General features: G+C 48.2%; 35 protein-coding genes, 1 tRNA gene and 1 pseudogene. 28 read left to right on the forward strand and 9 right to left on the reverse strand.

Going from position 1 to position 22,243, the window contains the following annotated elements; genetic code table 11:
• The first annotated feature begins 11 nt into the window (after positions 1-11).
• Genes hisD through lgt form a run of 3 tightly spaced genes read left to right on the forward strand, consistent with a single transcriptional unit; the run spans position 12 to position 2,655 of the window.
• Positions 12-1,292 (forward strand): histidinol dehydrogenase, encoded by a 1,281-nt coding sequence (hisD, locus tag ACZ483_RS07190; RefSeq protein ID WP_464323497.1) that lies wholly within the window; start codon positions 12-14, stop codon positions 1,290-1,292.
• Positions 1,289-1,843, forward strand: coding sequence for a hypothetical protein (locus ACZ483_RS07195; RefSeq protein WP_464323498.1), 555 nt, complete (start codon positions 1,289-1,291; stop codon positions 1,841-1,843). Before hisD ends, ACZ483_RS07195 begins: the two co-directional genes overlap by 4 nt.
• The gene (lgt, locus tag ACZ483_RS07200) at positions 1,843-2,655 is read left to right on the forward strand and encodes a prolipoprotein diacylglyceryl transferase (protein ID WP_464323499.1); all 813 of its coding nucleotides are present in this window, start codon (positions 1,843-1,845) and stop codon (positions 2,653-2,655) included. The genes ACZ483_RS07195 and lgt overlap by 1 nt, the downstream gene beginning before the upstream one ends.
• On the opposite strand, the gene ACZ483_RS07205 is transcribed toward lgt, so the two are convergent.
• The 9 genes and pseudogenes from ACZ483_RS07205 to ACZ483_RS07245 all read right to left on the reverse strand — a co-directional run.
• A complete protein-coding gene (locus ACZ483_RS07205; protein WP_464323500.1) occupies positions 2,585-3,532 on the reverse strand; it encodes a tRNA (5-methylaminomethyl-2-thiouridine)(34)-methyltransferase MnmD in 948 nt (315 codons plus the stop codon). The two genes, lgt and ACZ483_RS07205, sit on opposite strands and share 71 nt — an antisense overlap.
• Entirely contained in the window at positions 3,501-3,806 is a 306-nt protein-coding gene (locus ACZ483_RS07210) for a glutaredoxin family protein (protein WP_464323501.1), read from the reverse strand. Before ACZ483_RS07210 ends, ACZ483_RS07205 begins: the two co-directional genes overlap by 32 nt.
• 56 nt (positions 3,807-3,862) lie before the next feature.
• On the reverse strand, positions 3,863-4,969 hold the full coding sequence (locus ACZ483_RS07215; RefSeq protein ID WP_464323502.1) for a GGDEF domain-containing protein: 1,107 nt from the start codon (positions 4,967-4,969) through the stop codon (positions 3,863-3,865).
• Between the two features lie 18 nt (positions 4,970-4,987).
• On the reverse strand, positions 4,988-5,482 hold the full coding sequence (locus tag ACZ483_RS07220; RefSeq protein WP_464323503.1) for a hypothetical protein: 495 nt from the start codon (positions 5,480-5,482) through the stop codon (positions 4,988-4,990).
• Between the two features lie 15 nt (positions 5,483-5,497).
• The gene (gene lysS / locus ACZ483_RS07225) at positions 5,498-7,219 is read right to left on the reverse strand and encodes a lysine--tRNA ligase (RefSeq protein ID WP_464323504.1); all 1,722 of its coding nucleotides are present in this window, start codon (positions 7,217-7,219) and stop codon (positions 5,498-5,500) included.
• A 19-nt stretch (positions 7,220-7,238) separates the two neighbouring features.
• Positions 7,239-7,856 carry a class I SAM-dependent methyltransferase gene (locus tag ACZ483_RS07230; RefSeq protein WP_464323505.1) on the reverse strand — a complete coding sequence of 206 codons (618 nt, stop codon included), beginning with the start codon at positions 7,854-7,856 and terminating at the stop codon, positions 7,239-7,241.
• A gap of 16 nt (positions 7,857-7,872) precedes the next feature.
• Positions 7,873-8,352 carry a glycine-rich domain-containing protein gene (locus ACZ483_RS07235; RefSeq protein ID WP_464323506.1) on the reverse strand — a complete coding sequence of 160 codons (480 nt, stop codon included), beginning with the start codon at positions 8,350-8,352 and terminating at the stop codon, positions 7,873-7,875.
• A gap of 116 nt (positions 8,353-8,468) precedes the next feature.
• Positions 8,469-8,936, reverse strand: a complete 468-nt coding sequence (locus ACZ483_RS07240) for a hypothetical protein (protein WP_464323507.1) — start codon at positions 8,934-8,936, stop codon at positions 8,469-8,471.
• 101 nt (positions 8,937-9,037) lie between these two features.
• Positions 9,038-9,883 (reverse strand): annotated as a pseudogene (locus ACZ483_RS07245) (transposase); the annotation flags it as partial.
• A gap of 221 nt (positions 9,884-10,104) precedes the next feature.
• Between ACZ483_RS07245 and rplN the strand changes: the two are divergent.
• The 25 genes from rplN (at position 10,105) to ACZ483_RS07370 (ending at position 22,239) form a co-directional block, all read left to right on the forward strand.
• Positions 10,105-10,470, forward strand: a complete 366-nt coding sequence (gene rplN, locus ACZ483_RS07250) for a 50S ribosomal protein L14 (RefSeq protein ID WP_457600483.1) — start codon at positions 10,105-10,107, stop codon at positions 10,468-10,470.
• Complete coding sequence (rplX, locus tag ACZ483_RS07255; RefSeq protein ID WP_464323508.1) at positions 10,470-10,829, forward strand: 50S ribosomal protein L24; 360 nt, start codon at positions 10,470-10,472, stop codon at positions 10,827-10,829. The genes rplN and rplX overlap by 1 nt, the downstream gene beginning before the upstream one ends.
• A gap of 4 nt (positions 10,830-10,833) precedes the next feature.
• Positions 10,834-11,397 (forward strand): 50S ribosomal protein L5, encoded by a 564-nt coding sequence (gene rplE, locus ACZ483_RS07260; RefSeq protein ID WP_464323509.1) that lies wholly within the window; start codon positions 10,834-10,836, stop codon positions 11,395-11,397.
• Between the two features lie 10 nt (positions 11,398-11,407).
• A complete protein-coding gene (locus ACZ483_RS07265) occupies positions 11,408-11,596 on the forward strand; it encodes a type Z 30S ribosomal protein S14 (protein WP_464323510.1) in 189 nt (62 codons plus the stop codon).
• A 13-nt stretch (positions 11,597-11,609) separates the two neighbouring features.
• A complete protein-coding gene (gene rpsH / locus ACZ483_RS07270) occupies positions 11,610-12,020 on the forward strand; it encodes a 30S ribosomal protein S8 (RefSeq protein WP_464323511.1) in 411 nt (136 codons plus the stop codon).
• 10 nt (positions 12,021-12,030) lie between these two features.
• Positions 12,031-12,570, forward strand: coding sequence for a 50S ribosomal protein L6 (rplF, locus tag ACZ483_RS07275; RefSeq protein WP_464323512.1), 540 nt, complete (start codon positions 12,031-12,033; stop codon positions 12,568-12,570).
• Between the two features lie 12 nt (positions 12,571-12,582).
• Positions 12,583-12,954: a 50S ribosomal protein L18 gene (gene rplR / locus ACZ483_RS07280; protein ID WP_464323513.1), complete on the forward strand. Its 372-nt coding sequence runs from the start codon at positions 12,583-12,585 to the stop codon at positions 12,952-12,954.
• A gap of 12 nt (positions 12,955-12,966) precedes the next feature.
• A complete protein-coding gene (rpsE, locus tag ACZ483_RS07285; protein ID WP_464323514.1) occupies positions 12,967-13,587 on the forward strand; it encodes a 30S ribosomal protein S5 in 621 nt (206 codons plus the stop codon).
• Between the two features lies 1 nt (position 13,588).
• Entirely contained in the window at positions 13,589-13,777 is a 189-nt protein-coding gene (rpmD, locus tag ACZ483_RS07290; RefSeq protein ID WP_464325141.1) for a 50S ribosomal protein L30, read from the forward strand.
• Entirely contained in the window at positions 13,764-14,213 is a 450-nt protein-coding gene (gene rplO / locus ACZ483_RS07295) for a 50S ribosomal protein L15 (protein WP_464323515.1), read from the forward strand. The genes rpmD and rplO overlap by 14 nt, the downstream gene beginning before the upstream one ends.
• Positions 14,210-15,505, forward strand: a complete 1,296-nt coding sequence (secY, locus tag ACZ483_RS07300) for a preprotein translocase subunit SecY (RefSeq protein ID WP_464323516.1) — start codon at positions 14,210-14,212, stop codon at positions 15,503-15,505. The genes rplO and secY overlap by 4 nt, the downstream gene beginning before the upstream one ends.
• Before the next feature lie 2 nt (positions 15,506-15,507).
• Complete coding sequence (locus ACZ483_RS07305) at positions 15,508-16,152, forward strand: adenylate kinase (RefSeq protein WP_464323517.1); 645 nt, start codon at positions 15,508-15,510, stop codon at positions 16,150-16,152.
• Complete coding sequence (gene map / locus ACZ483_RS07310; protein ID WP_464323518.1) at positions 16,136-16,927, forward strand: type I methionyl aminopeptidase; 792 nt, start codon at positions 16,136-16,138, stop codon at positions 16,925-16,927. Before ACZ483_RS07305 ends, map begins: the two co-directional genes overlap by 17 nt.
• Complete coding sequence (gene infA / locus ACZ483_RS07315) at positions 16,920-17,159, forward strand: translation initiation factor IF-1 (protein WP_464323519.1); 240 nt, start codon at positions 16,920-16,922, stop codon at positions 17,157-17,159. The genes map and infA overlap by 8 nt, the downstream gene beginning before the upstream one ends.
• A 33-nt stretch (positions 17,160-17,192) precedes the next feature.
• Positions 17,193-17,306, forward strand: a complete 114-nt coding sequence (gene rpmJ / locus ACZ483_RS07320) for a 50S ribosomal protein L36 (RefSeq protein ID WP_464323520.1) — start codon at positions 17,193-17,195, stop codon at positions 17,304-17,306.
• 12 nt (positions 17,307-17,318) lie between these two features.
• Positions 17,319-17,696, forward strand: a complete 378-nt coding sequence (gene rpsM / locus ACZ483_RS07325; protein WP_464323521.1) for a 30S ribosomal protein S13 — start codon at positions 17,319-17,321, stop codon at positions 17,694-17,696.
• Between the two features lie 11 nt (positions 17,697-17,707).
• Positions 17,708-18,085 carry a 30S ribosomal protein S11 gene (gene rpsK / locus ACZ483_RS07330; protein ID WP_464323522.1) on the forward strand — a complete coding sequence of 126 codons (378 nt, stop codon included), beginning with the start codon at positions 17,708-17,710 and terminating at the stop codon, positions 18,083-18,085.
• On the forward strand, positions 18,085-18,720 hold the full coding sequence (gene rpsD / locus ACZ483_RS07335; protein WP_464323523.1) for a 30S ribosomal protein S4: 636 nt from the start codon (positions 18,085-18,087) through the stop codon (positions 18,718-18,720). The genes rpsK and rpsD overlap by 1 nt, the downstream gene beginning before the upstream one ends.
• Positions 18,721-18,735: 15 nt before the next feature.
• Positions 18,736-19,686 carry a DNA-directed RNA polymerase subunit alpha gene (locus tag ACZ483_RS07340; protein WP_464323524.1) on the forward strand — a complete coding sequence of 317 codons (951 nt, stop codon included), beginning with the start codon at positions 18,736-18,738 and terminating at the stop codon, positions 19,684-19,686.
• A gap of 6 nt (positions 19,687-19,692) precedes the next feature.
• Positions 19,693-20,049, forward strand: a complete 357-nt coding sequence (rplQ, locus tag ACZ483_RS07345; RefSeq protein WP_464323525.1) for a 50S ribosomal protein L17 — start codon at positions 19,693-19,695, stop codon at positions 20,047-20,049.
• Positions 20,049-20,288: a YggT family protein gene (locus ACZ483_RS07350; protein WP_464323526.1), complete on the forward strand. Its 240-nt coding sequence runs from the start codon at positions 20,049-20,051 to the stop codon at positions 20,286-20,288. Before rplQ ends, ACZ483_RS07350 begins: the two co-directional genes overlap by 1 nt.
• Positions 20,285-20,815, forward strand: coding sequence for a 4Fe-4S dicluster domain-containing protein (locus tag ACZ483_RS07355; RefSeq protein ID WP_464323527.1), 531 nt, complete (start codon positions 20,285-20,287; stop codon positions 20,813-20,815). The genes ACZ483_RS07350 and ACZ483_RS07355 overlap by 4 nt, the downstream gene beginning before the upstream one ends.
• A 37-nt stretch (positions 20,816-20,852) precedes the next feature.
• Positions 20,853-20,928, forward strand: a tRNA-Ile gene (locus ACZ483_RS07360).
• Between the two features lies 1 nt (position 20,929).
• On the forward strand, positions 20,930-21,526 hold the full coding sequence (locus ACZ483_RS07365; RefSeq protein WP_464323528.1) for a hypothetical protein: 597 nt from the start codon (positions 20,930-20,932) through the stop codon (positions 21,524-21,526).
• A 5-nt stretch (positions 21,527-21,531) separates the two neighbouring features.
• Positions 21,532-22,239 (forward strand): zinc ribbon domain-containing protein, encoded by a 708-nt coding sequence (locus tag ACZ483_RS07370; protein ID WP_464323529.1) that lies wholly within the window; start codon positions 21,532-21,534, stop codon positions 22,237-22,239.
• Positions 22,240-22,243: the final 4 nt, after the last annotated feature.

Genomic DNA, 22,243 nt, shown 5'->3' on the forward strand with positions numbered 1-22,243 from the left:
ATTCATAGATTATGAAGGTCGTTGATCTAAGGAGGGATTCGTGGCGCTTCGACGACAGGCTGAGATATCTCGCCGGAAGGGGTGAGGTCCTCACCGAAGAGTACGAGGGAACGGTTAAGGAGATCATACAGAACGTAAGAGAGAGGGGGGACGAAGCCCTATTGGAGTACACGGAGAAGTTCGACGGGCTTTCTCTGACTCCGGACACCCTTGAGGTACCCTACGAAGAGCTTGAAAATGCTTACGAAGAGCTTGAGGAGGAAGTAAGGGAAGCTCTCGAGATAGCGGAGGAGAGGATAAGGGTCTTCCACGAGAAGCAACTGGAAAGCTCCTTCTTCAAGGAGGAGGAGGGAATAGTCTTAGGTCAGAAGGTTTTACCCTTGGAGAAGGTGGGTATTTACGTGCCTGGAGGTAAGGCGGCGTATCCCTCCACGGTCCTGATGAACACCGTTCCCGCCGTTGTCGCCGGCGTCGAAGAGATAATCATGGTTTCTCCGAAGCCGAACAAATACACCCTCGCCGCCGCCTATATAGCCGGGGTAAGCAGAGTTTTCCAGATAGGTGGTGCCCAGGCGGTTGCCGCGCTTGCCTACGGAACAGACACGGTTCCCAAGGTGGACAAGATCGTAGGTCCGGGGAACATATACGTTGCCCTCGCCAAGAAACTACTCTTCGGTGTCGTGGACATAGATATGATCGCCGGTCCTTCGGAGATACTCGTAATAGCCGACGATAGCGCCGATCCGAGGTGGATAGCAGCAGACCTTCTCTCTCAGGCGGAACACGACGAGCTTGCCGCTTCGATTCTTCTTACTCCGTCAGAGAAGCTCGCCGGTGAGGTTAAAAATGCCGTGGGAGCTATGTTGGGTTCATTGGATAGAAGAGATATAGCCTCCAAGTCCCTTGAGAGATTCGGAACTATCTTTATAACCGAGGATCTTTACCACGCCTGCGAAGTGGCTAACTTCATAGCTCCCGAGCACCTGGAGATAATGACCTCAGAACCTATGGCTCTTCTGCCTTACATAAAGCACGCTGGGGCTATATTCATGGGAAGCTACACTACGGAACCCTTGGGGGACTATGTTCTTGGTCCCAACCACACGCTCCCGACAGGAGGGACGGCAAGGTTCTTCTCTCCACTGGGAGTTTACGACTTCGTGAAGAGAAGCTCGGTCCTCTACGTTTCAAAGGAAGGCTTTAACAGGATCTGCGACCTCGCTGAAGCTATAGCTAAGGCTGAAGGCTTAGAGGCTCACGCCCTCGCGGTCAGGATCAGAAGGGATCGATGAGGTTTTTTCTCTTAGTTCTGATAGTTCTGATTTCCTGTGCTCCAAAAGCTGAAAAGAGATGTGAGGCCGAGAGGGTTCTTTCTGAGTTTTCCTCCAAACAGCCTCCCAAGAACTTCAGAATATTTGGAGCTATCAAGTACGGACCTCTTAAGTTTCCTATGATGTTCGCTAAGTTCGACGGCTTTTACACAATCAAGGTTGCGAGAACAAAGGACCTTTCTATAGATAGGAACAGGTTCTGCACACGGGATAAATGCTACCTACTTCCCTCCCTTCCCGAGGACATAATTTTCGGAAAACTTTTGAGTGGAAGAGAGTACCACCTCTGTAAGGACGGGCTTCTTCTCTTTAGGGAGAGGCTTGGGGTTTACGATAAGCTCGTAATCTTCTCCGAAGGTAGGCCCAAGGAGATATCTATAAGAAACGTAAAGAACGGAAAGGTTCTTAGAATAGTCTTCGGACCCATGGATAAAGAGGGCTTCTTTAAGGAGATAGAGTTCATCACGGATTCCAGTAGTGCTAAACTCATAGTTGAGGAGGTAGAGCTTTAATGTTTCCCGATCTGGTAGAGATCTTTGGCGTAAGGGTATCCACCTACGGAGTCCTCGTAGCTCTCGGACTTATACTCGCCTACTTCCTTGCCCTCAAACTCTCTAAGAGAGAGGGAATACCTGAAGATAAGGCGGAGTCTGTTTTTATATGGGCTGCGATCTTTGGAATAATCGGTTCGAGGATAGCCTTCATTCTGGAACACCCCGAGGAAATAAAGAGCATATTGGACGTGTTTGCTCTTTGGAAGGGGGGAGTTTCCTTTTTTGGCGGTCTCATAGGTGGTGTGCTTGGAGCCCTTTTTGCTGTCAAAAAGAATTCTCTTCCCCTCTGGAAGGTGGCGGACATAGCCGCTCCTACACTCGCCTTAGCTCACTCCATAGGTAGATTAGGTTGCACCGCTGCCGGATGCTGTTATGGAAGACCGGTTCCCAACGCCGAGGACGTGAGCGTGGGTATTCATTTCATGAAGGATTTTCCTTTCTTCTACGTTGTCTTTCCAAAGGGAGCCGTCGCACCCCACGGTATACCCCTCTACCCCACCCAGATAATGGAAGCTGCGGGGAACTTCATCATCTTCCTTATACTTCTGTTCCTCTTCAGAAGAAAGAGGTTCGATGGGGAGGTCTTCTCTCTGTATATGCTCCTCTATGGCGCGGAGAGGTTCGCCCTTGAATTTTATCGGGGTGTAACCCCTCCTATAGAAGGCTTAGGACTTACGTGGAATCAGGTGGTGGCTATCCTCATGATACTGTCTTCCTTGGCTCTATTCTTCGTGCTGAGGAGAACTCCCTCTCCCGCAGGAGAACATTGAGCCTGTAGTCTATGAGAATGTCCAGAGGGTCGCTCCTGAGATCCGGATCCCTAAAAGGAACGCTGAAAGGGGAACTCTCCAGTTTTATACGCTCGATCTCTGAGAGAGGTTCCACCCAGCCGCTTAAGGTTGCAACCGTTCCCCCTCTCTTCCTGCCTACAGGTTCCGTACTTCCCACCCTGAAACCAAGACTCAGGAGAGCTTTCCTGACGGGCAACGCCGAAGAGTAAGAGACCCACCTGCCGTCCTTCTCAGTCCTGCTCATTAACTCCCTGAGAAATTCGAGGGTCCAAAGCTCCGGATTTCTGTAAGGGGAGAAGGGATCGTGAAAAACCGCATCCGCAAGAAAATCTCTTATTTCCCTGACCTTCTCCCTCGCATCTCCGAAAAGAACTCTCAGCCTTATACCTTCCCTCTCATCCCCGGGAAGCATGTTAAGCACATCTCTATGGGCATCCCTATAAGGTTCCGGGAGAGGAGGCACCTCTTCGGGAATACTTTTTTCCAAGGAAACTATCTCTATCTCCACCAGCGGATTGATCTTCCTAAGCTCGTAAACCGCTACAGCAACGTTATATCCGAGACCAAAGCCCACGTCGAGAATTCGAACGTAGTCTTTCCTTCGAGCCAACTCTAAGAGCTTAGAAGGTTTGAGGAACTTATCCCTGCACTCCGTGATAGCACCTGCTGTAATGCTGTGGTAGGGCTCACCGCATGGATGGATCAGCGTTGGGCTCCCGTCCTCCGTCCAAACTAAACCAACCTTCAACTTAGGTTCGATCCATCTTTTAATATCCCTCAGGACCTTCTTCTCTTCCTCCTCACTCAGGGAAATTCCGAGCAGCTTAGCTCTCTCGGAGAGCCTCCTTTGAACCATCTCTTAAAAGATAGCTCTCCAATATCTCCTTGAGCCTCCACTTTCTTGGAAGCTCGCCCATGAAGACTACATCCTCCTCTTCGAACTCTCCGTCCTCCCTGTCCACGAGGAGAACGGGGGTAGTGGCTATGCCTAAATAGGTAAAGGTATCAAGCATCTCATACACATCCACCTCTTCCCATTCGAAGTTCAGCTCATTCTGAAGCTCCCTCAGAAGCTTTTTAGCTCTATCGCATCTCGGACATACTTCCTGAGTCACAAGAATAAACTTCATTCCATCGCCTCCTGCGGGAAATATAGGAGGTCAGGGATTCAAAAACCTGACGGAGATTACTCCTCTGTAGCTACCCTGTTCTTCCCTGTTTTCTTAGCTATGTACATGGCTCTGTCCGCCTTTTGTATAGCTTCGTCCACATCCTCTCTCACCTGTGCTACGCCTATGCTCACTGTCAGGCTTAGCTCCAAATCTCCCACTCTGAAATTCTTTACTTCTATCCTCTTTCTAACGTTCTCGGCAGCCTTTAAGGCGCCTTCTAAGTTAGCTCCGGGAAGTACGACGAGGAACTCCTCTCCTCCATACCTAAAGACGAGATCCGAATCCCTTAGGGTCCCCCTCATGGTCTCTGCCACCTGTTTAAGAACCTCATCGCCTATCTTATGACCGTAGGTGTCGTTTACCTCCTTGAAGTTGTCTATATCTATCATGAGGAGGGACACTGGCTTTCCTATGCTGAGCGTCCTCTCTATAAGCCTCGCACCGAACTCCTCCAAAGCTCTCCTGTTGAACACACCCGTCAGGGCGTCCGTGTAAGCCTTCCCCGAGAAGACCTCCACCTCCTTGGAAAGGACCTCTATGAACTTCTTAAGTTCTATGCCGGTTTCCACTATCGCGTTCCTGACGAGATCTATCTCGTCCCTCGGATCCTTTATCTCCTCCTCGTCGAGCCCTTCGAACTTTTTCCTCCTTATCAGGTTGGTTATCCTGAGGAGGTTCTCTATACGGCGGCTCAGGCTTCCGGTTACCCAGATCCATACAGCGAAGAGCAAGAAGAAGGAAGGTATGTATACGAGAACCATACCCTTCAGGCTCTCAAGAGCTATGCTTGCCATCATATCGTGCACGTTTTTGTAAGTAAAGAAGTATCCTATCACCCGTCCAGATATATCCCTGATAGGTGAGCTACACAGAAGGATATCTTCCATTTCTGTAAGGGGCAAAGACAGAGAGGACTCCCCTACGAGAACCGGGTTTAACCTGCCCGTCTGGTCTATTATCAGATTTCCGCTCCGAACCTTGTCTCTCAGGTAAGCTCTGTAGCTTCTTTCAAGAAGAGATCTCTTCAGAACCTCGTCCTTTATAGCAATACCGCATTCTATTCCCGTTATCTCTTTGTATCTCTTTATGAAGTCCGACATATCTATTCCAACGGAGACCACGCCGAGAACCTTTCTACCCTACGCTATCGGATTGGTAGCCCTTATACCGACGTAGTTCGCACAGATAAGGATCGCCTGGGTCGAGGTGCAGGTTTTCCCAACCCTTACCACATCTAATCTCACGTCCTCAACGTTACTCCTCGGAGCTTCTGGATTTCTGATGTTCAGATATGTTATGGCCGGAAGTTTGAAGATAACCATCTCCCTTACAAGATCCTCCCGGCTCACCTCGTCGTAGAGGGGTTTGAGTCTTCTGTATAGGGCTTCCCTGTCGTCCCGTATAAGCAACCTTTTCACTTCAGGGTCCTTTGCCACGTAAGAAGATATAGAGTTAGCCACCTTCTTGTAGTGATCGACGAGCTCGGTATACCTCGCGAAGCTGTTTTCGCAGAATCTCTCTTTTTCTTCCTTTGCCATCTTCCTGTAAAGGCTTATCTGGTGAAGAACCCCCACAGCCACGGCAAAGGAAAAAGAGAAAGTCACGAATAGGAAGAGCTTTCTCCTGAGCGTCATCCCTCACAGCTCCGTTTATTCTATGTGCTGTGGTCTCATGTGAGGGAAGAGGATGACGTCTCTAATGGTGTCGGTGTTCACGAGGATCATGACGAGCCTGTCTATACCTATCCCCTCACCCGCCGTTGGGGGCATACCGTACTCTAAAGCCCTCACGAAGTCCTCGTCCATATCCATAGCCTCCTCGTCCCCCATCTCCTTCTCCTTTATCTGTTCTATAAACCTCTCCCTCTGATCCTCCGGATCGTTGAGCTCGGTGTAGGCGTTCGCCACCTCGTAGGTTCCAACTATGAGCTCGAACCTCTCCACGAGGTCGGGATCCTCCCTGTGGGTCTTGGCAAGAGGGGATAGGAGCTTGGGGAAATCTATTACGAAAGTGGGCTGAATTAGATCTTCCTCCGCCACCCTCTCGAAGACCTTGTCCAAGAGCTTTGCGTGGGTGAGCTTCTCGTAGTTGGGTATCTCGAGCTCCTTAGCCATGCTCCTCAAACCCTCCAAATCTCTCAGGAAGAAGTCCTTGTCCTCCCCCGTCTTTTCCTTAAGGAGATCAAAGTATCTGACCCTTCTGTAAGGTGGGGTGAAATCCAAGATTTTTCCCTCGTATTCAAGCTTCAGAGTCCCGACGGTGTTTTTGAGCAGATGGGTGAAAAGCTCTTCGGTGAAGTCCATAAGATCGTTGTAGTCCCAGTAAGCGGCGTAGAATTCGACCATCGTGAATTCGGGGTTGTGGGTCCTATCCACCCCTTCGTTCCTGAAGTTCTTTCCTATCTCATAAACCCTCGGGAAACCACCCACGATAAGCCTCTTAAGGTAGAGTTCTGGAGCTATCCTGAGGTAAAGGTTCATCTCAAGGTAATTGTGGTAGGTGATGAAGGGTTTGGCGTTGGCACCGCTCGCTACCGTCTGGAGGATGGGAGTCTCTACCTCAATAAAACCCCTCTCGTCGAAGAATCTCCTCATCTCACTTACAAGCCTGCTTCTTAAGAGGAAGATTCTCCTTGATTCCGGATTTGCTATCAGATCCAGATACCTCTGCCTGTACCTTACCTCCACGTCTCTAAGTCCGTGCCACTTCTCGGGAAGGGGATGGAGGCACTTAGCCAAGAGCTCGAAGTTATGAACCTCTACGGTCAATTCTCCTGTGTTCGTCCTGAAGAGTTCCCCACTAACACCGACTATGTCCCCGAGATCTATAAACTCGTTGAAGAAGGAGAACTTCTCCTCTCCTACTATGTCCTTCTTCAGGTATATCTGTATCTTCCCCGTGAGATCCTGTATGTGACCGAAGATAGCCTTTCCCATGGTTCTGAGGGAAACGAGCCTCCCTCCAAGGGAAACCTTTTCTCTATTCGGATCGCTGTCGAACCTGCCCTTTATCTCCCTTATGCTTTCCGTTTCACCTTCCGAGAGCTTCGCCTCGATCAGGCTCAGCTTTCCTTCAATCCTCGAGAGAATACCCTCAAAGATGTACTCCTCTCCGGGCTTCAGTCCCTCCTCCTGAGTGTAAACGAGGATCTCCACATTCTCTTCGTCCGAGAGCCTGACCATGTAGCCCTCTTCCGTTCTTGAGACCCTTTTCGCTTTACCCCTTACCTTTGCCTTGAGACCTTCTGGAACTTCCTTCTCATACTTAGCCCTGACGTTGCCTATGAAGTCGGTTACCTCAAACCTGTAAGGGTAAGGGTTTATCCCTCTTTTTCTGAGCTCTTCAAGCTTCTTCTTCCTCGTGTCTTCCATGGGAAGAGAATTATAGCAACTATGGAACAGTTAGTTTTATGATTAATTTCTCGTTATAGAGGTAATCTATAAAATCTTCTATATCATCTATCAATAATACAGGTATTTTTATTCCGAATGTTTTAGAAAAATCTAATTTTTTAATATGTATATCAAAACCAAGGTCATTAAATATATATAAAATATCCTTGATAGAATGATTATATATTGTTACTTCAAGCTCTTTAATAAAAGGATTCAGAACTTTTATACCTTTACTTTCTTTATATATACCTAACAGGATATATATTATACCATCCCTCTTCAATGATCTTTTTATAACTTGGAATATATTGAATAATTCATTACGAGGAATTAGATATATTACATCTATTAAGAATACTATGTCCAGGTTTAACTTAGATATATCTTTGTAATCAATATATGTTATTCCATCTCTCTTCATAAAGTTCCTTTCTATGCAAAAAACTTGGGCATCTGGATATTTTTCTTTAATTTTAAACAAAAGAAATCCATCACCGCATCCAATATCTAAAATAGTTTGAGGATAGATGTTTAGATAATGACAATCCATTAAAACCTCTTCTATTACACAGTTATTAAAAATTTTTCGTGTATCGTAATTCCACTTTGCCATATAACTCCCTAAATTGTCAAGGACAGTTCACAGGTCTACATGTTCTGCATCTGCTACATTTCATAACCCACGCTTCTTTATCGTTCTTATAAAGTTTGGATAGTTTCTTGTAAAATTCCTTATCTAGCATATAACTATCACTATTTTCATCTAAGTTACTATATAATTTTTCACCAAATAAAGTTTCCCATATATATTGACATAGCCTTGCATTCTCTAACCAGTTAATCTCATCATTTTTATCAACCATACCATAATAAGGGTAATGATGAAAATATTTTCCAAAGATTTTATAACAATCTTCTATATACTTTTGTGTATCCAAAATGTGCATATGCCAAAATTCATCTATAAGCCTGTTAGGGATTATCTTTATATCTAGACCGAAATCCTTCAATGTTTTATTTAATGCCAAAAATTTTATATAATTTGCCTCCATTTCGCTAACTACATCTTTTTCCCACCCTAAGATTTCTATCATCTTCCTCTTCTGCATACGAAAATCAAGTATTTTATGAATATAAGCAAGATTAGCATTCAAACTTCTACTGAATTCACTTGATTGTAATAATTCTTTAATCGAAGCTTGAAATAACATTTTAATACCTCCTTTTAAATTTTCTTAAATCCTATTAAAACCTCTATATCTTCAGGGGTTAAAATAGGAGACCTTATAAATTCCATTATTAAATTTTGAACAAACTCACGAAGTTCGGCATCTTTTGTTTTAATAGACAGTTGAAGAGCCTCTCTCAAAACTGCAAGGATTTGCTTTCTTTCCTCGGATCTCATTCTAAAGATCTTTTCATGAGCCTGAATTAAATGAAGCTCTTTAATTAGAGATGCTCTAATAGCCTCCCTTTTTGTTTCCTCTTCTTCTTTTTTTTCTTCTACTTGCACCAAAGCTCCCATAAGTTCCATAAGGTCTTTTATCTTTATCTTTTCTGGTGGTATTGGCGGCACCGGACCAGTGATTATCGGCAGTTCTAAGCTACTAAGCACACGACCCACAACTAAAGGAAAAAAAAAGAAGAGTGGATTAAGAAGAAAAGGTAAAATAGCCATACCTTTACCCTCCATCTAATATCGCTTAAAATTTAGTCTTTCCAATTTTGAGTGTCAAGGGGTTTTGAGCCTGTTGAAAAAACCCTCATAGTTTGAAAAATCAAGCGATAGGAAGTTCATATACCCCTCAAAAGGTTAAAGCACAATAAAAGGAGCTTCAGAAGAAGAATCAGGTTGTAAAGAACAAACCTACCAAGAACATGCAGACTCGCTACATGAAAATCCCAGAGCCTATCCCTATCCCCAAACCTGTTCTTAACTATCCCTATCACCTGCTCAACCCTGAACCTGTTCTCCCTATAGACCTTCCTCCTTACTTCATAGTTCCCCTTTGCCCATAGCCTATAAGCATTCCTAACTCTCGTATGCGTAGTATCCCTCACAGGAACTATAGCCTCCATCTTCACATCCTTTATCTTCTTAAGAATCTCTACAAACTTTCCATAATAGGCATCCCCAAGAAAACACCTCGCTCTGAACTTGAGTTCTTTGAGCATGGGTCTGAGTAAAGCATTCTCATCCGCATAAGGTCTGCCTATATTTACATCAACTACCGCTGCTTTACCTCTCACAACTCCTACTAAGACTTCCGCTTTTACATGCGATCTTACTTCTCTTAGTTCTTTGCCCTTTTTCCAAACTATCTGGTAGGCTTCTGCGTATCCAAATCCTGTTCCATCTGCTATGAGGCAGTGAAACTCCTTTGCTTGGAGTTTTTCCATTATCTCCTCTGCAGTCTTGTGTATTAGCTTTTTGAAATAATCTTGTTCAATCCTTTTGAACCTGTAATGGAGTGTGGTAAAGTCAGGTACTTTCGGGAAGAGGTCTTTTAGTCTTTCTTCTAAATCTCTGAGGGAGAGGTTTTCTAAGATCTTTATCAGAAGTGCTGCTACTATCAGGTGATCTTCGTAAACTCTTGGTCTTCCTCTCTTGCCATGCTGGCTGGATCTAATGGTATTGCAGGGGGTTATCAGAATAAATGATAACGTCCGCAGTTGTAAGAATTTTGATCGGTGTTATCAGTTCCTATAATCGCTTCGGAAGGTCTTTTATGGTATGTCTATTCTTGATCCCTCCTCATCTAATATGAGGACTCCCCCAACTATCCTTCGGTTTGCGTGGTCTGTGAAAAATTGTTATAATACCTTTTTGCTCTTTTGAGAACGGACGGGAGTGTGAAGCTATGATCCAGAGGCAGAGTTATATGAACGTTGCCGACAACTCGGGGGCGAAGAGAGTGCAGGTTATAGGTATACCTTACGCTCCGAGGAAGTACGCCACCCTCGGGGACGTTATAACTGTAACGGTAAAGGACGCCCTCCCTGACGGAAATGCCAAGAAAGGGAAGATCTACAGGGCGGTTGTGGTGAGAACCGCTAAGGAAGTGAGACGTCCCGACGGGAGTTACATAAAGTTTGATGACAACGCCTGCGTTCTCCTGAACCAGTACGGGGAGCCTCTCGGAACGAGGGTTCTGGGACCTATAGCGAGAGAGGTTAGGAACAGAGGTTTCACGAAGATAGCTTCCCTTGCACCGGAGGTGGTTTGATGGCTGCAAAGATAAAGAAGGGTGATACGGTAATAGTGGTAAGAGGAAAGTCCGCCAACAAAGGTAAGACAGGAAAGGTCATAAGGGTGATAACTGAGAAGAACAGAGTTGTCGTGGAAGGGGTTAATCTCGTAAAGAAGCACCTTAAGGAGATTCCGAACGTCAGGGAAGGGGGTATCGTTGAGGTGGAAGCTCCCATCCACATAAGCAACGTAATGCTCGTATGTCCTAACTGCAAGAAGCCTACGAGGGTAGGTTTCAGGGTAGTGGAAGAGAAAGGAGTTCTTAGAAAGTACAGGTTTTGCAAGAAGTGCGGAGAGAACATAGACCTTGTCAGGGAAAAACAGTTGAGAGGTTGATGTTATGGCGGTAGCGACTAAGTATGTTCCGAGACTTTATCAGAAGTATAAGGATGAGGTCGTTCCCCGACTCATGCAGAGGTTCGAGTACAAGAACCCCATGGAAGTCCCCAGACTGGTGAAGATAGTGGTTAACATGGGTGTAGGGGAAGCGGTTCAGGATATAAAACATTTGGAGAGGGCTGCCGAGGATCTCAGGCTCATAACGGGACAGCAGCCCGCAATCAGAAGAGCTAAGAAGTCCGAAGCGGGCTTCAAGCTGAGAAGGGGAATGCCCGTAGGTCTTAAGGTAACTCTCAGAAAGGAGAGGATGTGGGACTTCTTGGACAAAACGATATCTATAGCCCTCCCGAGGGTGAAGGACTTTAAAGGACTGAATCCCAGGTCCTTCGATGGAAGGGGTAACTACTCCTTCGGTATAGCGGAGCAGATAGTTTATCCGGAGATAGACTACGACAAGGTGGACAGGATAAGGGGTATGGACATAAGTATCCATACCACCGCAGAGACAGACGAGGAAGCCCTCTGGCTTCTCTCCCTACTTGGACTTCCCATAAGAGCGGTTTAAGGAGGTAGGTATGCCGAGAAAGGGTAAGGTGGCAAAGGATCTGAAGTACTACCCCAAGTGGAGGGTAAGGAAGAAGAACAGGTGCCCAATATGCGGAAGACCGAGGGGATTTCTGAGATACTTCAACATGTGCAGGCTCTGTTTCAGGGAGAGAGCCCTCAGGGGTGAACTCCCCGGTGTAAGAAAATCAAGCTGGTAAGCGGAGGTCAGGTATGGATCCGATAGCGGATATGTTTTCGGCGATCAAGAACGCGATAATGAGGAAGAAGGACTACGTGGACGTGCCCTCTTCCAAAATGAAGGAGAGGATCTTGGAAGTGCTCAAAAGGGAAGGCTTCATAAAGGACTGGGAGAGGCTTGAGGATGAGGAGCACAGGAAGGGGACCCAGTACACGCTGAGGATACACCTTAAGTACCTCGATCCTAAGAAGGAGAGGAGCGCCATAACCAACATAGTCAAAGTATCTACACCCGGTAAGAGGGTCTACGCTCCCGTGAAGAAGGTTCCCTACGTGAAGAGGGGTCTCGGGATAGCCTTGGTCTCCACCGACGCTGGGATAGTTACGGATCACGAGGCAAGGAGTATGAAGAAAGGTGGAGAGGTTATCGCCTTAGTATGGTAGGAGGAGTTAGATGTCAAGGATAGGAAAGAACCCCATACCTATTCCTGACGGGGTAAAGGTAAGCGTTAAGGGAAACGAGATAACGGTTGAAGGTCCCAAGGGGAAGCTCTCTATTAACTTCCATCCTGACATGAAAGTGGTGGTGAACGAGAAGGAAATAAGGGTCGAGAGACCCACAGATAGAGCCTTTCATAAAGCGATCCACGGAACCACTGCGGCTCTTATAAGGAACATGGTCAAGGGTGTGACCGAGGGCTTTACCGAAGTCCTCGAGGTCCACGGACTCGGATACAGGGCGGCGGTTAAGGGGAACAACCTGGAGCTGAACCTCGGAAAGTCCCATCCGGACATATACCCCATACCTCCCGACGTGAAGATAGAGGTCAAGGGTAACGAGATCCATATCCATGGTATAGACAAGCAGAGGGTCGGTCAGGTGGCGGCGGAGATCAGGGCTCTTAGGAAGCCCGATCCCTACAAGGGCAAAGGTATTCGCTACAAGGGAGAGGTTCTCAAACTCAAACCCGGAAAGGCTGCGGGTAAGAAGTGAGGAGGTTCGTAGATGGCTAAGCTGAGCAGGAGAGAGAAGAGGATAAGGAGACACAAGAGAATAAGGAAGAAGGTCTTCGGGACGCCGGAGAGACCGAGGCTCGCGGTTTACAGGAGTCTCCACCACTTCTACGCTCAGATAATAGACGATACAAAGGGACACACCCTGGTTTACGCTTCCACCCTCGATCCCGAATATGAGAAGCTCGCCGGGAAGAGGGGCGGGAAGTCCATAGAGGCGGTTCAGAAGGTGGCTGAGATCCTCGTGAAGAGGGCTTTAGAGAAAGGTATAAAGAAGGTCGTCTTCGACAGGGGCGGCTTCCTTTACCACGGGAAGATAAAGGCTTTTGCGGACAAGTGCAGGGAGCTCGGCCTTGAGTTCTAAAGGAGGAGTTTGATGGGTGGAAAGGACATCGACGCGATGATAGAGGAGAGAAGGAAGAGGTACGGCGTGGCGGACATGATCGAGGAACTTCAACTGGAGGAGAGGCTGATCTACGCCAACAGAACTGCGAGGGTCACGAAGGGAGGTAGAAGGTTCTCCTTCTCAGCGCTCGTCGTAGTGGGAGACAAGAGAGGTTTCGTAGGCTTCGGGCACGGGAAGGCTAAGGAGGTCCCCCTCGCCATAGCCAAGGCGATAGAGCAGGCTAAGAAGAAGATCATCAGAGTTCCCATAATAGAAGGAACCGTTCCCCACGACGTGGTCGGACACTTCGGACCCACCAAGATAATCGTGATGCCCGCGAGGAGGGGAACGGGTGTCGTCGCCGGTGGTGCCGCTAAACCGATATTCGAACTCGCCGGATACACGGACGTTCTCACCAGGATAATCGGAAGCACGAACCCGGATAACGTCGTCAGAGCTGTTTTCGACGCTTTCCTCCAGCTCAAGACCCCCGAGCAGATCGCTGAAGAGAGGGGACTTCCTCTCGAAGAGATTCAGAAAAGGTTCAACATCTACGCTAATCCTAAGCTTAGGGTAAAGCTCTACTATCCCTGGAGGGGCGTCCATGGCTAAGATGTTGAAGGTTACCCTGGTTAGAGGTCTCGCTGGGAAGAGAGAGTCCCACGTTCAAGCTGTGAAGAGCCTCGGGTTGAGGAAACCCGGGCAGTCGAGGATCTTGGAAGATAACCCCATGGTAAGGGGAAACATCAGGAAGGTCAGTTATCTCATAAAGGTGGAGGAAGTTGAAGATGAAGCTACATGAACTCCAGCCCCATCCGGGAGCCACTAAGGAAAGGACCAGGGTAGGAAGGGGTATAGCGGCGGGTAAAGGAAAGACCGCCGGAAAAGGACACAAAGGGCAGAAGTCGAGATCTGGTGACAGGACCATGCCCCCCTACTTCGAAGGTGGTCAGACACCTCTGCACATGCGTCTCCCCAAGCGGGGATTCGTCAATCCCAACAGGAGGGAATACACTCCGGTGAACGTTGGAACCTTAGACAGGCTCTTCGAAGAGGGTGCAGAGGTTACGCCCGAACTCTTGGCTCAGAAAGGACTATGTTCCAAGAACGACCTCGTGAAGATCCTTGGAGACGGTGAGATATCCAAGAAGCTCACCGTGAAAGCCCACGCCTTCTCCAAGAGCGCCAAGGAGAAGATAGAGAAAGCGGGAGGATCCTGCGAGGTAATTGGGAAGTGATCGACTATCTCAAAAATATATTTGCCTTCGAGGACCTCAGGAAAAGGTTCCTCTACACACTCCTGATGTTTGCTATCTACAGGCTTGGGAGCCATATCCCCATACCGGGGATAGACGTTCAGGCTCTTGAAGACTTCTTTAAAGCCTTTCAGGGGACTATATTCAGCCTCTACGACATATTCTCCGGCGGAAACCTCAGCAGGATGACCGTTTTCGCCCTCGGGGTCATGCCCTACATCTCCGCCTCCATAATGATGCAGCTCCTCACAGTTGCTATACCCGAACTCCAGAGACTCGCTAAGGAGGAAGGGGACTACGGTAGATACAAGATAAACGAGTACACCAAGTATCTCACCCTCTTCGTCGCCTTCGTCCAATCGATAGGCATAGCCTTCTGGCTCCAGAACCAGACCTCCCCAAAGGGCTTTCCAGTTGTTCCTGACGCTGGACTGATCTTCATTTTCATTACCGTTCTTACTCTCGTTGCAGGGACCATGTTCCTCGTCTGGATGGGGGAGAGGATAACGGAGAAGGGGATAGGTAACGGTATGTCTCTCCTGATATTCGCCGGTATAGTTGCCGGATTCCCCAACTCAGTCATAAGCCTTGTGGAGAGATTGAAGACTGGAGACCTCACCCCTTTCGCCGTCGCTGGCGCGGTGGTGATGGTCCTCCTGATAATAGTCGGTATCGTTTACATACAGGAGGCTGAGAGGAGGATACCTGTCCAGTATCCCAGAAGGGTGGTCGGAAGGCAGGAGTACAGAGGAGGCTCAACCTATCTTCCCATAAAGATAAACCCCGCAGGGGTCATTCCGATAATCTTTGCTCAGTCGCTTCTTATAATACCTTCGAGCGTTCTCGCCTTCATCCAGCACCCGATAGCTCAGGCTATACATGATGCCTTCAACCCCACCTCGATCTTCTACAACTTCCTCTACATAATGCTCATAGTCTTCTTTACTTACTTCTACACCGCCGTGATAATAAATCCCGTTGAGGTGGCGGACAACCTGAGGAAAGGAGGCGCCTTTGTTCCCGGGGTCAGACCCGGTTTGGAGACCCAGAAGTTCTTAGAGACGGTTATAAACAGGCTCGTCTTCGTGGGTGCCATTTTCTTATCGGTGGTGGCGGTGATCCCGCTCTTTATAAGCATTCAGCTGAACGTTCCCTTCTACTTCGGAGGAACTACGGCTCTCATAGTTGTCGGTGTTGCCCTCGATACTCTTAAACAGATCGAGGCTAACCTGCTCACGAAGAAGTACAAGGGATACGTTAGGAAGAGGAGGTAGTCATGAACCTCGTTTTCTTGGGACCTCCAGGTGCGGGAAAGGGAACTCAGGCCAAAAGGCTCGCTCAGGAGCTCGGGCTAAAGCACATATCCACGGGAGATATCCTCAGGGATGCGGTGAAGAGAGGAACTCCCTTGGGCAAGAAAGCCAAGGAGTACATGGACAGGGGAGAGCTCGTCCCCGACGATCTGATAGTAGCCCTGATCGAGGAGGTTATGCCTCCTGGAGGGGGTGTCATATTCGACGGCTTTCCAAGAACCATAGCCCAGGCGGAAGCCTTAGACAGGATGCTTGAAAAGAAAGGCATGAAGGTTGACAGGGTAATCCTCTTCGATGTCCCCGACGACGTTGTGGTGGAGAGGCTCTCGGGGAGGAGGGTGTGTCCGAGCTGCGGGGCGGTGTATCACGTAAAGTACAACCCTCCCAAGAACGACGAGATCTGCGACGTGTGCGGGAGTAAGCTCATACAGAGGGAAGATGATAAGGAGGAGGTGGTCAGGAACAGGCTCGAGGTATACAGGAAACAGACCGCTCCCCTCATTGAATACTACGAGCGCAAGGGTATATTAATAAGACTGGACGCTTCCAAGGACATCGAGGACGTTTATAGAGAGCTTTTGAGGGTAGTCAATGAAGAGAGGAATTGAGCTCTACTCGAGGAAGGAGATAGAGAAGATAAGGAGAGCCTGTCAGGTGGTTGCCGAGGTTCTTCAGGCGGTGGCGGAGAACATCAAGCCGGGTATAACCGCCTGGGACATAGAGATGCTGGCGAGGGAGGAGGCGAAGAAGAGGGGCGCGAAGCCTGCCTTTTTAAATTACAAGCCTCCCTTCAGCAACGTCAGGTATCCAGCCGCCACCTGCATATCGATAAACGACGAGGTAGTTCACGGACTGCCCAAGAAGGATAGGATCATAAAGGAGGGGGATTTAGTGAGTGTAGATTTCGGTGCTATAATAGATGGTTACGCCGGAGACTCGGCGATCACCGTTGCCGTAGGCGATGTGGGTGAGGAAGAAAGGAGGCTTATGGAGGCTACGAAGTTAGCCTTGGACAGAGCGGTTCAGAAAGCTGTTCCCGGTAACTGGCTCAGCGACATAGTGGAGGCTATCCACTCCACCGCCGAGGAGTTCGGAGTGTATCCCGTTCTCAAGTACGGTGGACACGGGATAGGGAAGAAGGTTCACGAGGAACCCTTCGTTCCCAACAACAGGAAAGATCTCGGGAAGAAGGATATAAAGCTGAGACAGGGTATGGTAATAGCCATAGAACCTATGTTCTCCCTCGGGACCGAAGAAACGGTCTATGACGGAGACGGCTGGACTGTGAAGACTAAGGACGGAAGCCCCTCAGCTCACTTCGAGCACACCGTAGCCATAACTAAGGAAGGACCATTAGTTCTAACGGAGATAAAAGATGGGTAAAAAGAAGAAACAGCAGCACGAAAAGGAGAAGGGAATAATTATGGAGGGCGAGGTGGTGGAAGCCCTCCCCAACGGTATGTTCAGGGTTAAGCTCGAGAGCGGGCACGAGATCTTAGCCCACATATCGGGCAAGATGAGAATAAACTTCATCCGTATCCTACCGGGAGACAGGGTTAGGGTAGAGCTCTCTCCTTACGACCTTACGAGAGGAAGGATCATTTACAGGCTTTAATGTGTTATAATTTAGGTTTCTCCGGAGGTGGTTATGAAGGTAAGGGCTTCTGTTAAGAAGAGGTGTGCCAAGTGCAAGATAATCAGGAGAAAGGGAAGGGTTTACGTTATATGCGAGAATCCAAAGCACAGGCAGAAGCAGGGATGACGGAGGTTTGATATGGCGAGAATAGCTGGAGTAGATCTTCCGGATCACAAGAGGCTGGAGATAGCTCTCACCTACATCTACGGTATAGGCAAGTCGAGAGTGAAGGAGATATGCGAGTCCACGGGAATAGACTGCAGGAAGAGGGTAGGAGAGCTGACCCCCGAGGAGCTCAATACCCTCAGGAAGTTTATAGACGAGAACTACAAGGTTGAAGGAGATCTGCGTAGAGAGGTTCAGCTGAACATAAAGAGGCTTATGGACATGGGATGTTACAGAGGGCAGAGGCATGCGAGGGGACTGCCCGTAAGGGGTCAGCAGACGAGAACCAACGCGAGAACGAGAAAGGGAAAGAGGAGAACAGTGGGTGGAACTAAGAAGAAGGGTAAGTAAGGAGGAGGTCTATGGCTAAGAAGAAGAAGCAGAAGAGGACGGTTACCAAGGGTATCGTCCACATCCATACTACCTTCAACAACACGATAATAAACGTTACAGACCCTCAGGGTAACACGATAGTTTGGGAGAGCGGTGGAACCGTTGGATTCAAGGGAACGAGAAAAAGCACACCCTACGCCGCTCAGCTGGCAGCCCAGAAGGCTATGAGGAGGGCGGTGAACGAGTTCGGTCTCCAGGAGGCTGAAATCTGGGTCAAGGGTCCCGGCGCTGGAAGGGAGTCCGCTCTGAGGGCGGTTTTCGCCTCCGGCATAAAGGTCACGGCTATAAGAGACGTGACACCCATACCCCACAACGGCTGTAGACCGCCGGCGAGGAGGAGAGTCTGATGGGAAGGTACATAGGTCCTTGGGTAAAGCTCGATAGAAGGTTCGGGGTAGTGGTCTCCGGTAAGAAATCCGCTCCGAGGATACTCCAGAGAAGGAACTTCCCCCCGGGACAGCACGGGAGGATAAAGGGAAGGAGAAGGAAGCTCAGTGAGTACGGATTACGTCTCATGGAGAAACAGAAGCTCAAGTACCTTTACGGAGGTCTCAGGGAGAAGCAGTTCAGAAGGTATTTCGACCTCGCTGCCAAGTCCAAGGAGAACACGGGAGACGTCCTTCTACAGCTCTTAGAGAGAAGGCTCGACAACGTCGTTTACAGGCTCGGCTTTGCAACCACGAGGAGACAGGCACGTCAGCTTGTAGCCCACGGACACATACTCGTGAACGGAAGGAAGGTGGACATACCCCACTACGAGGTGGAGCCGGGAGACATCATAGAGGTAAAGCCCTCCTCGAGGGACATCCCCTTCCTCAAGGAGAACTTGGAGAACATAGATCCCAGAAGCGTCCCGGAGTGGCTTGAGCTCGACAAAGACAACTTCAGGGGTAAGGTTCTTAAGTTGCCTGAGAACGTTGCGGAGTACTTGGAGATACCTGTGAACGTTCAGTACATAATTGAGTTCTACTCTAAGGTTTAATCTGGAGGTTGTCCTATGCTGAATGAGTTTGTTTATCCCAACAAGATCTACTGGGAGGAAAAGGGTAAGGAGAGGGGTGTTTTCGTTGTAGAGCCCTTAGAGAGGGGCTTTGGCACTACCCTTGGAAACGCCCTGAGAAGGGTACTTCTGTCCTCCATATCGGGAACTGCTGCAACTGCCGTAAAGATTTACGGAGTATACCACGAATTCTCCTCTATAGAGGGTGTAGCTGAAGACGTGGTAGAGATAATAGCCAACATAAAGGGCATCAGGTTCAACCTTAAGGACTCGGACGTTGAAGTTCTATATCTCAAGAAGAAGGGAGAAGGTGAGGTAAGAGCTTCCGATATAAGCCTCCCTCCCAACGTGGAGATAGCGAACCCGGATAAGGTTATAGCTACCCTTACGAGAGACGATGTGGAGCTGAACGCCGAGATAAAGATAGAAAGGGGTAAGGGTTACGTCCTTGCCGAAGAGATGGAGGCTATCGGAGAGACCGGTTGGATACTATTGGACGCCGACTTCTCGCCTGTGAGACTTGTAACCTACAAAATAGAACCCACCAGGGTCGGGGAGAAGACAGATTACGAAAAGCTCTCGGTGGAGATAGTTACCGACGGGACAAGAACCCCGGAGGATGTAGTCAAGGAGGCGGTTGATATACTCAAGAGGCACCTCGCCCTGCTCGAGCACATATCCTACGAGGTTCCTACACTGGAAGAGCCTATACCCGTCGATGAGCTCGCGGAAAAGCTAACCCTCTCCATAGAGGAGCTCGACATATCCCAGAGAGCTCTTAACTCCCTCAAGAGGCTCGGTATAACCACCATAGGAGACCTTGTCCAGATGACAGAGGAGGAGCTCAAGAGCACCAAGAACATAGGCAGGAAGGCTCTCTCGGAGATAAAGGAAGCTCTTAAGCAGATGGGACTTCAGCTCGGTATAAACATAGAGAGTAAGAGGTGATGAGCCATGAGACATAAGGTAAAGAAGAAAAAGTTCGACAGAACCAAAGAACAGAGGCTCGCCCTTTACAGAAGTTTGGCAAGGGCTTTAATCTTGGAAGAGAGCATAGAGACCACTGTAGAGAGAGCTAAGGCGGTGAGGAGCTTTGTGGAGAGGCTCGTAACTCTTGGAAAGAGAGGAGATCTCGCTGCAAGGAGAAGAGCTTTAGAGCTTCTCCCGGACAGGCACGCTGTAAAGAAGCTCTTTGAGGATATAGCTCCGAGATTCGAAGGAAGAAACGGAGGTTATACGAGGATCATAAAGCTTCCCGGTAGAAGAAGGGGCGATGGAGCTGAGCTCGCCCTCTTAGAGTGGGTCGAGTAATGCTTGTAAAGATCCTTCACCTTTTTATACAGCTCCTTATAATTCTGGTATTTATCCACGCGCTCGGCTCCTGGATACCATCCATAAGGGAGAGCAGGTTTTACGATATACTGGACAGAATAGTGGAACCTATGCTAAGACCTATAAGGCAGGTTCTTCCCCACATGGGGGGTATAGACATATCTCCCGCCATCCTTATACTCATCCTCATACTGATCGACAGGTTGATAGGGAGATGAAAAGGCCGATAATGCTCATAGACCTCGACAGGTGCATAGGTTGCCTTTCCTGTGAAGTCGCCTGCGTTCAGGAGAAGGGCCTTGAGAAGATGGGTATAAGACCTATGAAGGTATTCAGGATGGAGGGAATCTCCGATAAACCCGACGCCTTCTTTCTACCCATGAACTGCTTCCACTGCGATCCTGCTCCCTGTGCCTTAGCCTGTCCGACATCGGCGATGAGGAAAAGGGAGAAGGACGGAATAGTTTACGTTGAGGAACTGCTCTGCATAGGGTGCAAGGCCTGTATCATAGCTTGCCCTTACGGTGCTATAACTTTCAATCCCGCTACCATGAAGGTGGAGAAGTGCGATTACTGCTGCAAGAGGGTTGACAAAGGGCTTCTTCCCTCCTGCGTTTCCAAATGCGTTACCAACTGTCTCTACTTCGTGGAGGTGGACGAGGTTCCAAAGGAAAGACACCGGGTTAGGAAGATCGATTCTGAACTCTATCGCGAGATCTTCGAAGCCACCTCTGTCCCTGCTTGACCGGGATCAATAGGGGAACTATAATATTAGACTTGCAGGGCGCGTAGCTCAATTGGCAGAGCGGGCGGCTCATAACCGCCCGGTTGGGGGTTCGAGTCCTCCCGCGCCCACCAGATGAAAGCTTTCATAGTAGGAACCTTAGCTTTCTATCCTGTTATTTCTCCTGCTTCTGACTTCGTATGGACCCCTTACAAGTTCAAGCCCTACGAGAGATATATCTATGATTACAGTGAAGTATTCAAGGGAAAGAAAGGTTCGGGAGGGTTCGAAATCGTGATAGAGAGGAAAGGAGGTAGTTTCCAGGTTACGTTGATCGGAGGCTACAGGGAGTGGAGTGGTGTGGTGAAGACGGAAGTAAAGAATGCCGAGGAACTTTCGGGTTTCGTCTTGATGAGAATGTACTTCGATCATCACTGGCTCATCCCCTTAGGGAGAACTATCCTGTCAAGAGGACTTGTGAAACTCCTGATCAGGAAGAGTATAGACTGGACCCTGGGGAAGTTTAAGGTGGACAAGGAGAAGGTCAGGATAGTGAGGAGATGCGCTTACGGAAACCTTAAGGGTAGGATGTTGGAAGTATTAAAGAAGGAAGAGAGGGTCTTCGCTCTCTGTGCAAGTTCCAAAGCCTCCATGCCTATATACCTCTACAGAAAGACGGAGGGAGGAAACTCCTTTGAGATAAAACTCGTGGAGTACTCGGACTTAAAATAGTCATTATGAAAAAAGAGGACTTCAAACCACTCCTGAAACTGCAGGATATAGATCAGGAAATCAGCAGAATAGATAGGAGGCTCAGGAAGATAGAGGAAGAGAGAGAGGAGCTCAGAAAGGAACTTCAATCTCTGAGGAAAGAAATCGAGAATATGAGATCTAACTTCGAGGAACTTAAGAGAAGAAGGGAGGAGCTTAGAGAGGAGATAGAACGTGAGGAGGAGCTTCTCGAAAAAACGGAGAAGAAGATGGAGATGGTGAGGAAGGACGTGGAGTACAAAGCGCTCCTTAAGGAGAAATCGAAGCACGAGGACAACATACTCAAGAAGTCCTACGAGCTCGACGAACTGAACGAGAAGATAATAGAGGTAGAAAAGGAGGTTAAAGAAAGAATTCCCAAAATGGAAAGGAGAATTAAAGAGATTGAGGAGGAACTGGAGGATTTAGAAATAGAGGAAAATAGGGCGAGAGATAGACTCAAAAATCTTGAAGAAGAGAGGGGAAAAGTTAAAAAAGGAGTGAATGAAGTCCTTCTCAGGTACTACGAAGAGGCTAAGGAGAGGTTTGATTATAAGATAATAGTGCCCGTTGAGGATGACGTCTGCACAGGATGCGGAATGAAAATACCGGATGTCCTCTTTTCAAAACTAATCAGAGAGAATTCTATTGAGAAATGTCCGAACTGTGGCAGGTATATTTACTACAGGCTATAATATA

It is taken from the genome of Hydrogenivirga okinawensis, assembly GCF_055385515.1.

Coding starts and splice junctions, on each gene's coding strand:
- hisD (WP_464323497.1), top strand. CDS start 12: ATGAAGGTCGTTGATCTAAGGAGGGATTCGTGGCGCTTCGACGACAGG.
- ACZ483_RS07195 (WP_464323498.1), top strand. CDS start 1,289: ATGAGGTTTTTTCTCTTAGTTCTGATAGTTCTGATTTCCTGTGCTCCA.
- lgt (WP_464323499.1), top strand. CDS start 1,843: ATGTTTCCCGATCTGGTAGAGATCTTTGGCGTAAGGGTATCCACCTAC.
- ACZ483_RS07205 (WP_464323500.1), bottom strand. CDS start 3,532: ATGGTTCAAAGGAGGCTCTCCGAGAGAGCTAAGCTGCTCGGAATTTCC.
- ACZ483_RS07210 (WP_464323501.1), bottom strand. CDS start 3,806: ATGAAGTTTATTCTTGTGACTCAGGAAGTATGTCCGAGATGCGATAGA.
- ACZ483_RS07220 (WP_464323503.1), bottom strand. CDS start 5,482: ATGACGCTCAGGAGAAAGCTCTTCCTATTCGTGACTTTCTCTTTTTCC.
- lysS (WP_464323504.1), bottom strand. CDS start 7,219: ATGGAAGACACGAGGAAGAAGAAGCTTGAAGAGCTCAGAAAAAGAGGG.
- ACZ483_RS07230 (WP_464323505.1), bottom strand. CDS start 7,856: ATGGCAAAGTGGAATTACGATACACGAAAAATTTTTAATAACTGTGTA.
- ACZ483_RS07235 (WP_464323506.1), bottom strand. CDS start 8,352: ATGCAGAAGAGGAAGATGATAGAAATCTTAGGGTGGGAAAAAGATGTA.
- ACZ483_RS07240 (WP_464323507.1), bottom strand. CDS start 8,936: ATGGAGGGTAAAGGTATGGCTATTTTACCTTTTCTTCTTAATCCACTC.
- rplN (WP_457600483.1), top strand. CDS start 10,105: ATGATCCAGAGGCAGAGTTATATGAACGTTGCCGACAACTCGGGGGCG.
- rplX (WP_464323508.1), top strand. CDS start 10,470: ATGGCTGCAAAGATAAAGAAGGGTGATACGGTAATAGTGGTAAGAGGA.
- rplE (WP_464323509.1), top strand. CDS start 10,834: ATGGCGGTAGCGACTAAGTATGTTCCGAGACTTTATCAGAAGTATAAG.
- ACZ483_RS07265 (WP_464323510.1), top strand. CDS start 11,408: ATGCCGAGAAAGGGTAAGGTGGCAAAGGATCTGAAGTACTACCCCAAG.
- rpsH (WP_464323511.1), top strand. CDS start 11,610: ATGGATCCGATAGCGGATATGTTTTCGGCGATCAAGAACGCGATAATG.
- rplF (WP_464323512.1), top strand. CDS start 12,031: ATGTCAAGGATAGGAAAGAACCCCATACCTATTCCTGACGGGGTAAAG.
- rplR (WP_464323513.1), top strand. CDS start 12,583: ATGGCTAAGCTGAGCAGGAGAGAGAAGAGGATAAGGAGACACAAGAGA.
- rpsE (WP_464323514.1), top strand. CDS start 12,967: ATGGGTGGAAAGGACATCGACGCGATGATAGAGGAGAGAAGGAAGAGG.
- rpmD (WP_464325141.1), top strand. CDS start 13,589: ATGTTGAAGGTTACCCTGGTTAGAGGTCTCGCTGGGAAGAGAGAGTCC.
- rplO (WP_464323515.1), top strand. CDS start 13,764: ATGAAGCTACATGAACTCCAGCCCCATCCGGGAGCCACTAAGGAAAGG.
- ACZ483_RS07305 (WP_464323517.1), top strand. CDS start 15,508: ATGAACCTCGTTTTCTTGGGACCTCCAGGTGCGGGAAAGGGAACTCAG.
- map (WP_464323518.1), top strand. CDS start 16,136: ATGAAGAGAGGAATTGAGCTCTACTCGAGGAAGGAGATAGAGAAGATA.
- infA (WP_464323519.1), top strand. CDS start 16,920: ATGGGTAAAAAGAAGAAACAGCAGCACGAAAAGGAGAAGGGAATAATT.
- rpmJ (WP_464323520.1), top strand. CDS start 17,193: ATGAAGGTAAGGGCTTCTGTTAAGAAGAGGTGTGCCAAGTGCAAGATA.
- rpsM (WP_464323521.1), top strand. CDS start 17,319: ATGGCGAGAATAGCTGGAGTAGATCTTCCGGATCACAAGAGGCTGGAG.
- rpsK (WP_464323522.1), top strand. CDS start 17,708: ATGGCTAAGAAGAAGAAGCAGAAGAGGACGGTTACCAAGGGTATCGTC.
- rpsD (WP_464323523.1), top strand. CDS start 18,085: ATGGGAAGGTACATAGGTCCTTGGGTAAAGCTCGATAGAAGGTTCGGG.
- ACZ483_RS07340 (WP_464323524.1), top strand. CDS start 18,736: ATGCTGAATGAGTTTGTTTATCCCAACAAGATCTACTGGGAGGAAAAG.
- rplQ (WP_464323525.1), top strand. CDS start 19,693: ATGAGACATAAGGTAAAGAAGAAAAAGTTCGACAGAACCAAAGAACAG.
- ACZ483_RS07350 (WP_464323526.1), top strand. CDS start 20,049: ATGCTTGTAAAGATCCTTCACCTTTTTATACAGCTCCTTATAATTCTG.
- ACZ483_RS07355 (WP_464323527.1), top strand. CDS start 20,285: ATGAAAAGGCCGATAATGCTCATAGACCTCGACAGGTGCATAGGTTGC.
- ACZ483_RS07365 (WP_464323528.1), top strand. CDS start 20,930: ATGAAAGCTTTCATAGTAGGAACCTTAGCTTTCTATCCTGTTATTTCT.
- ACZ483_RS07370 (WP_464323529.1), top strand. CDS start 21,532: ATGAAAAAAGAGGACTTCAAACCACTCCTGAAACTGCAGGATATAGAT.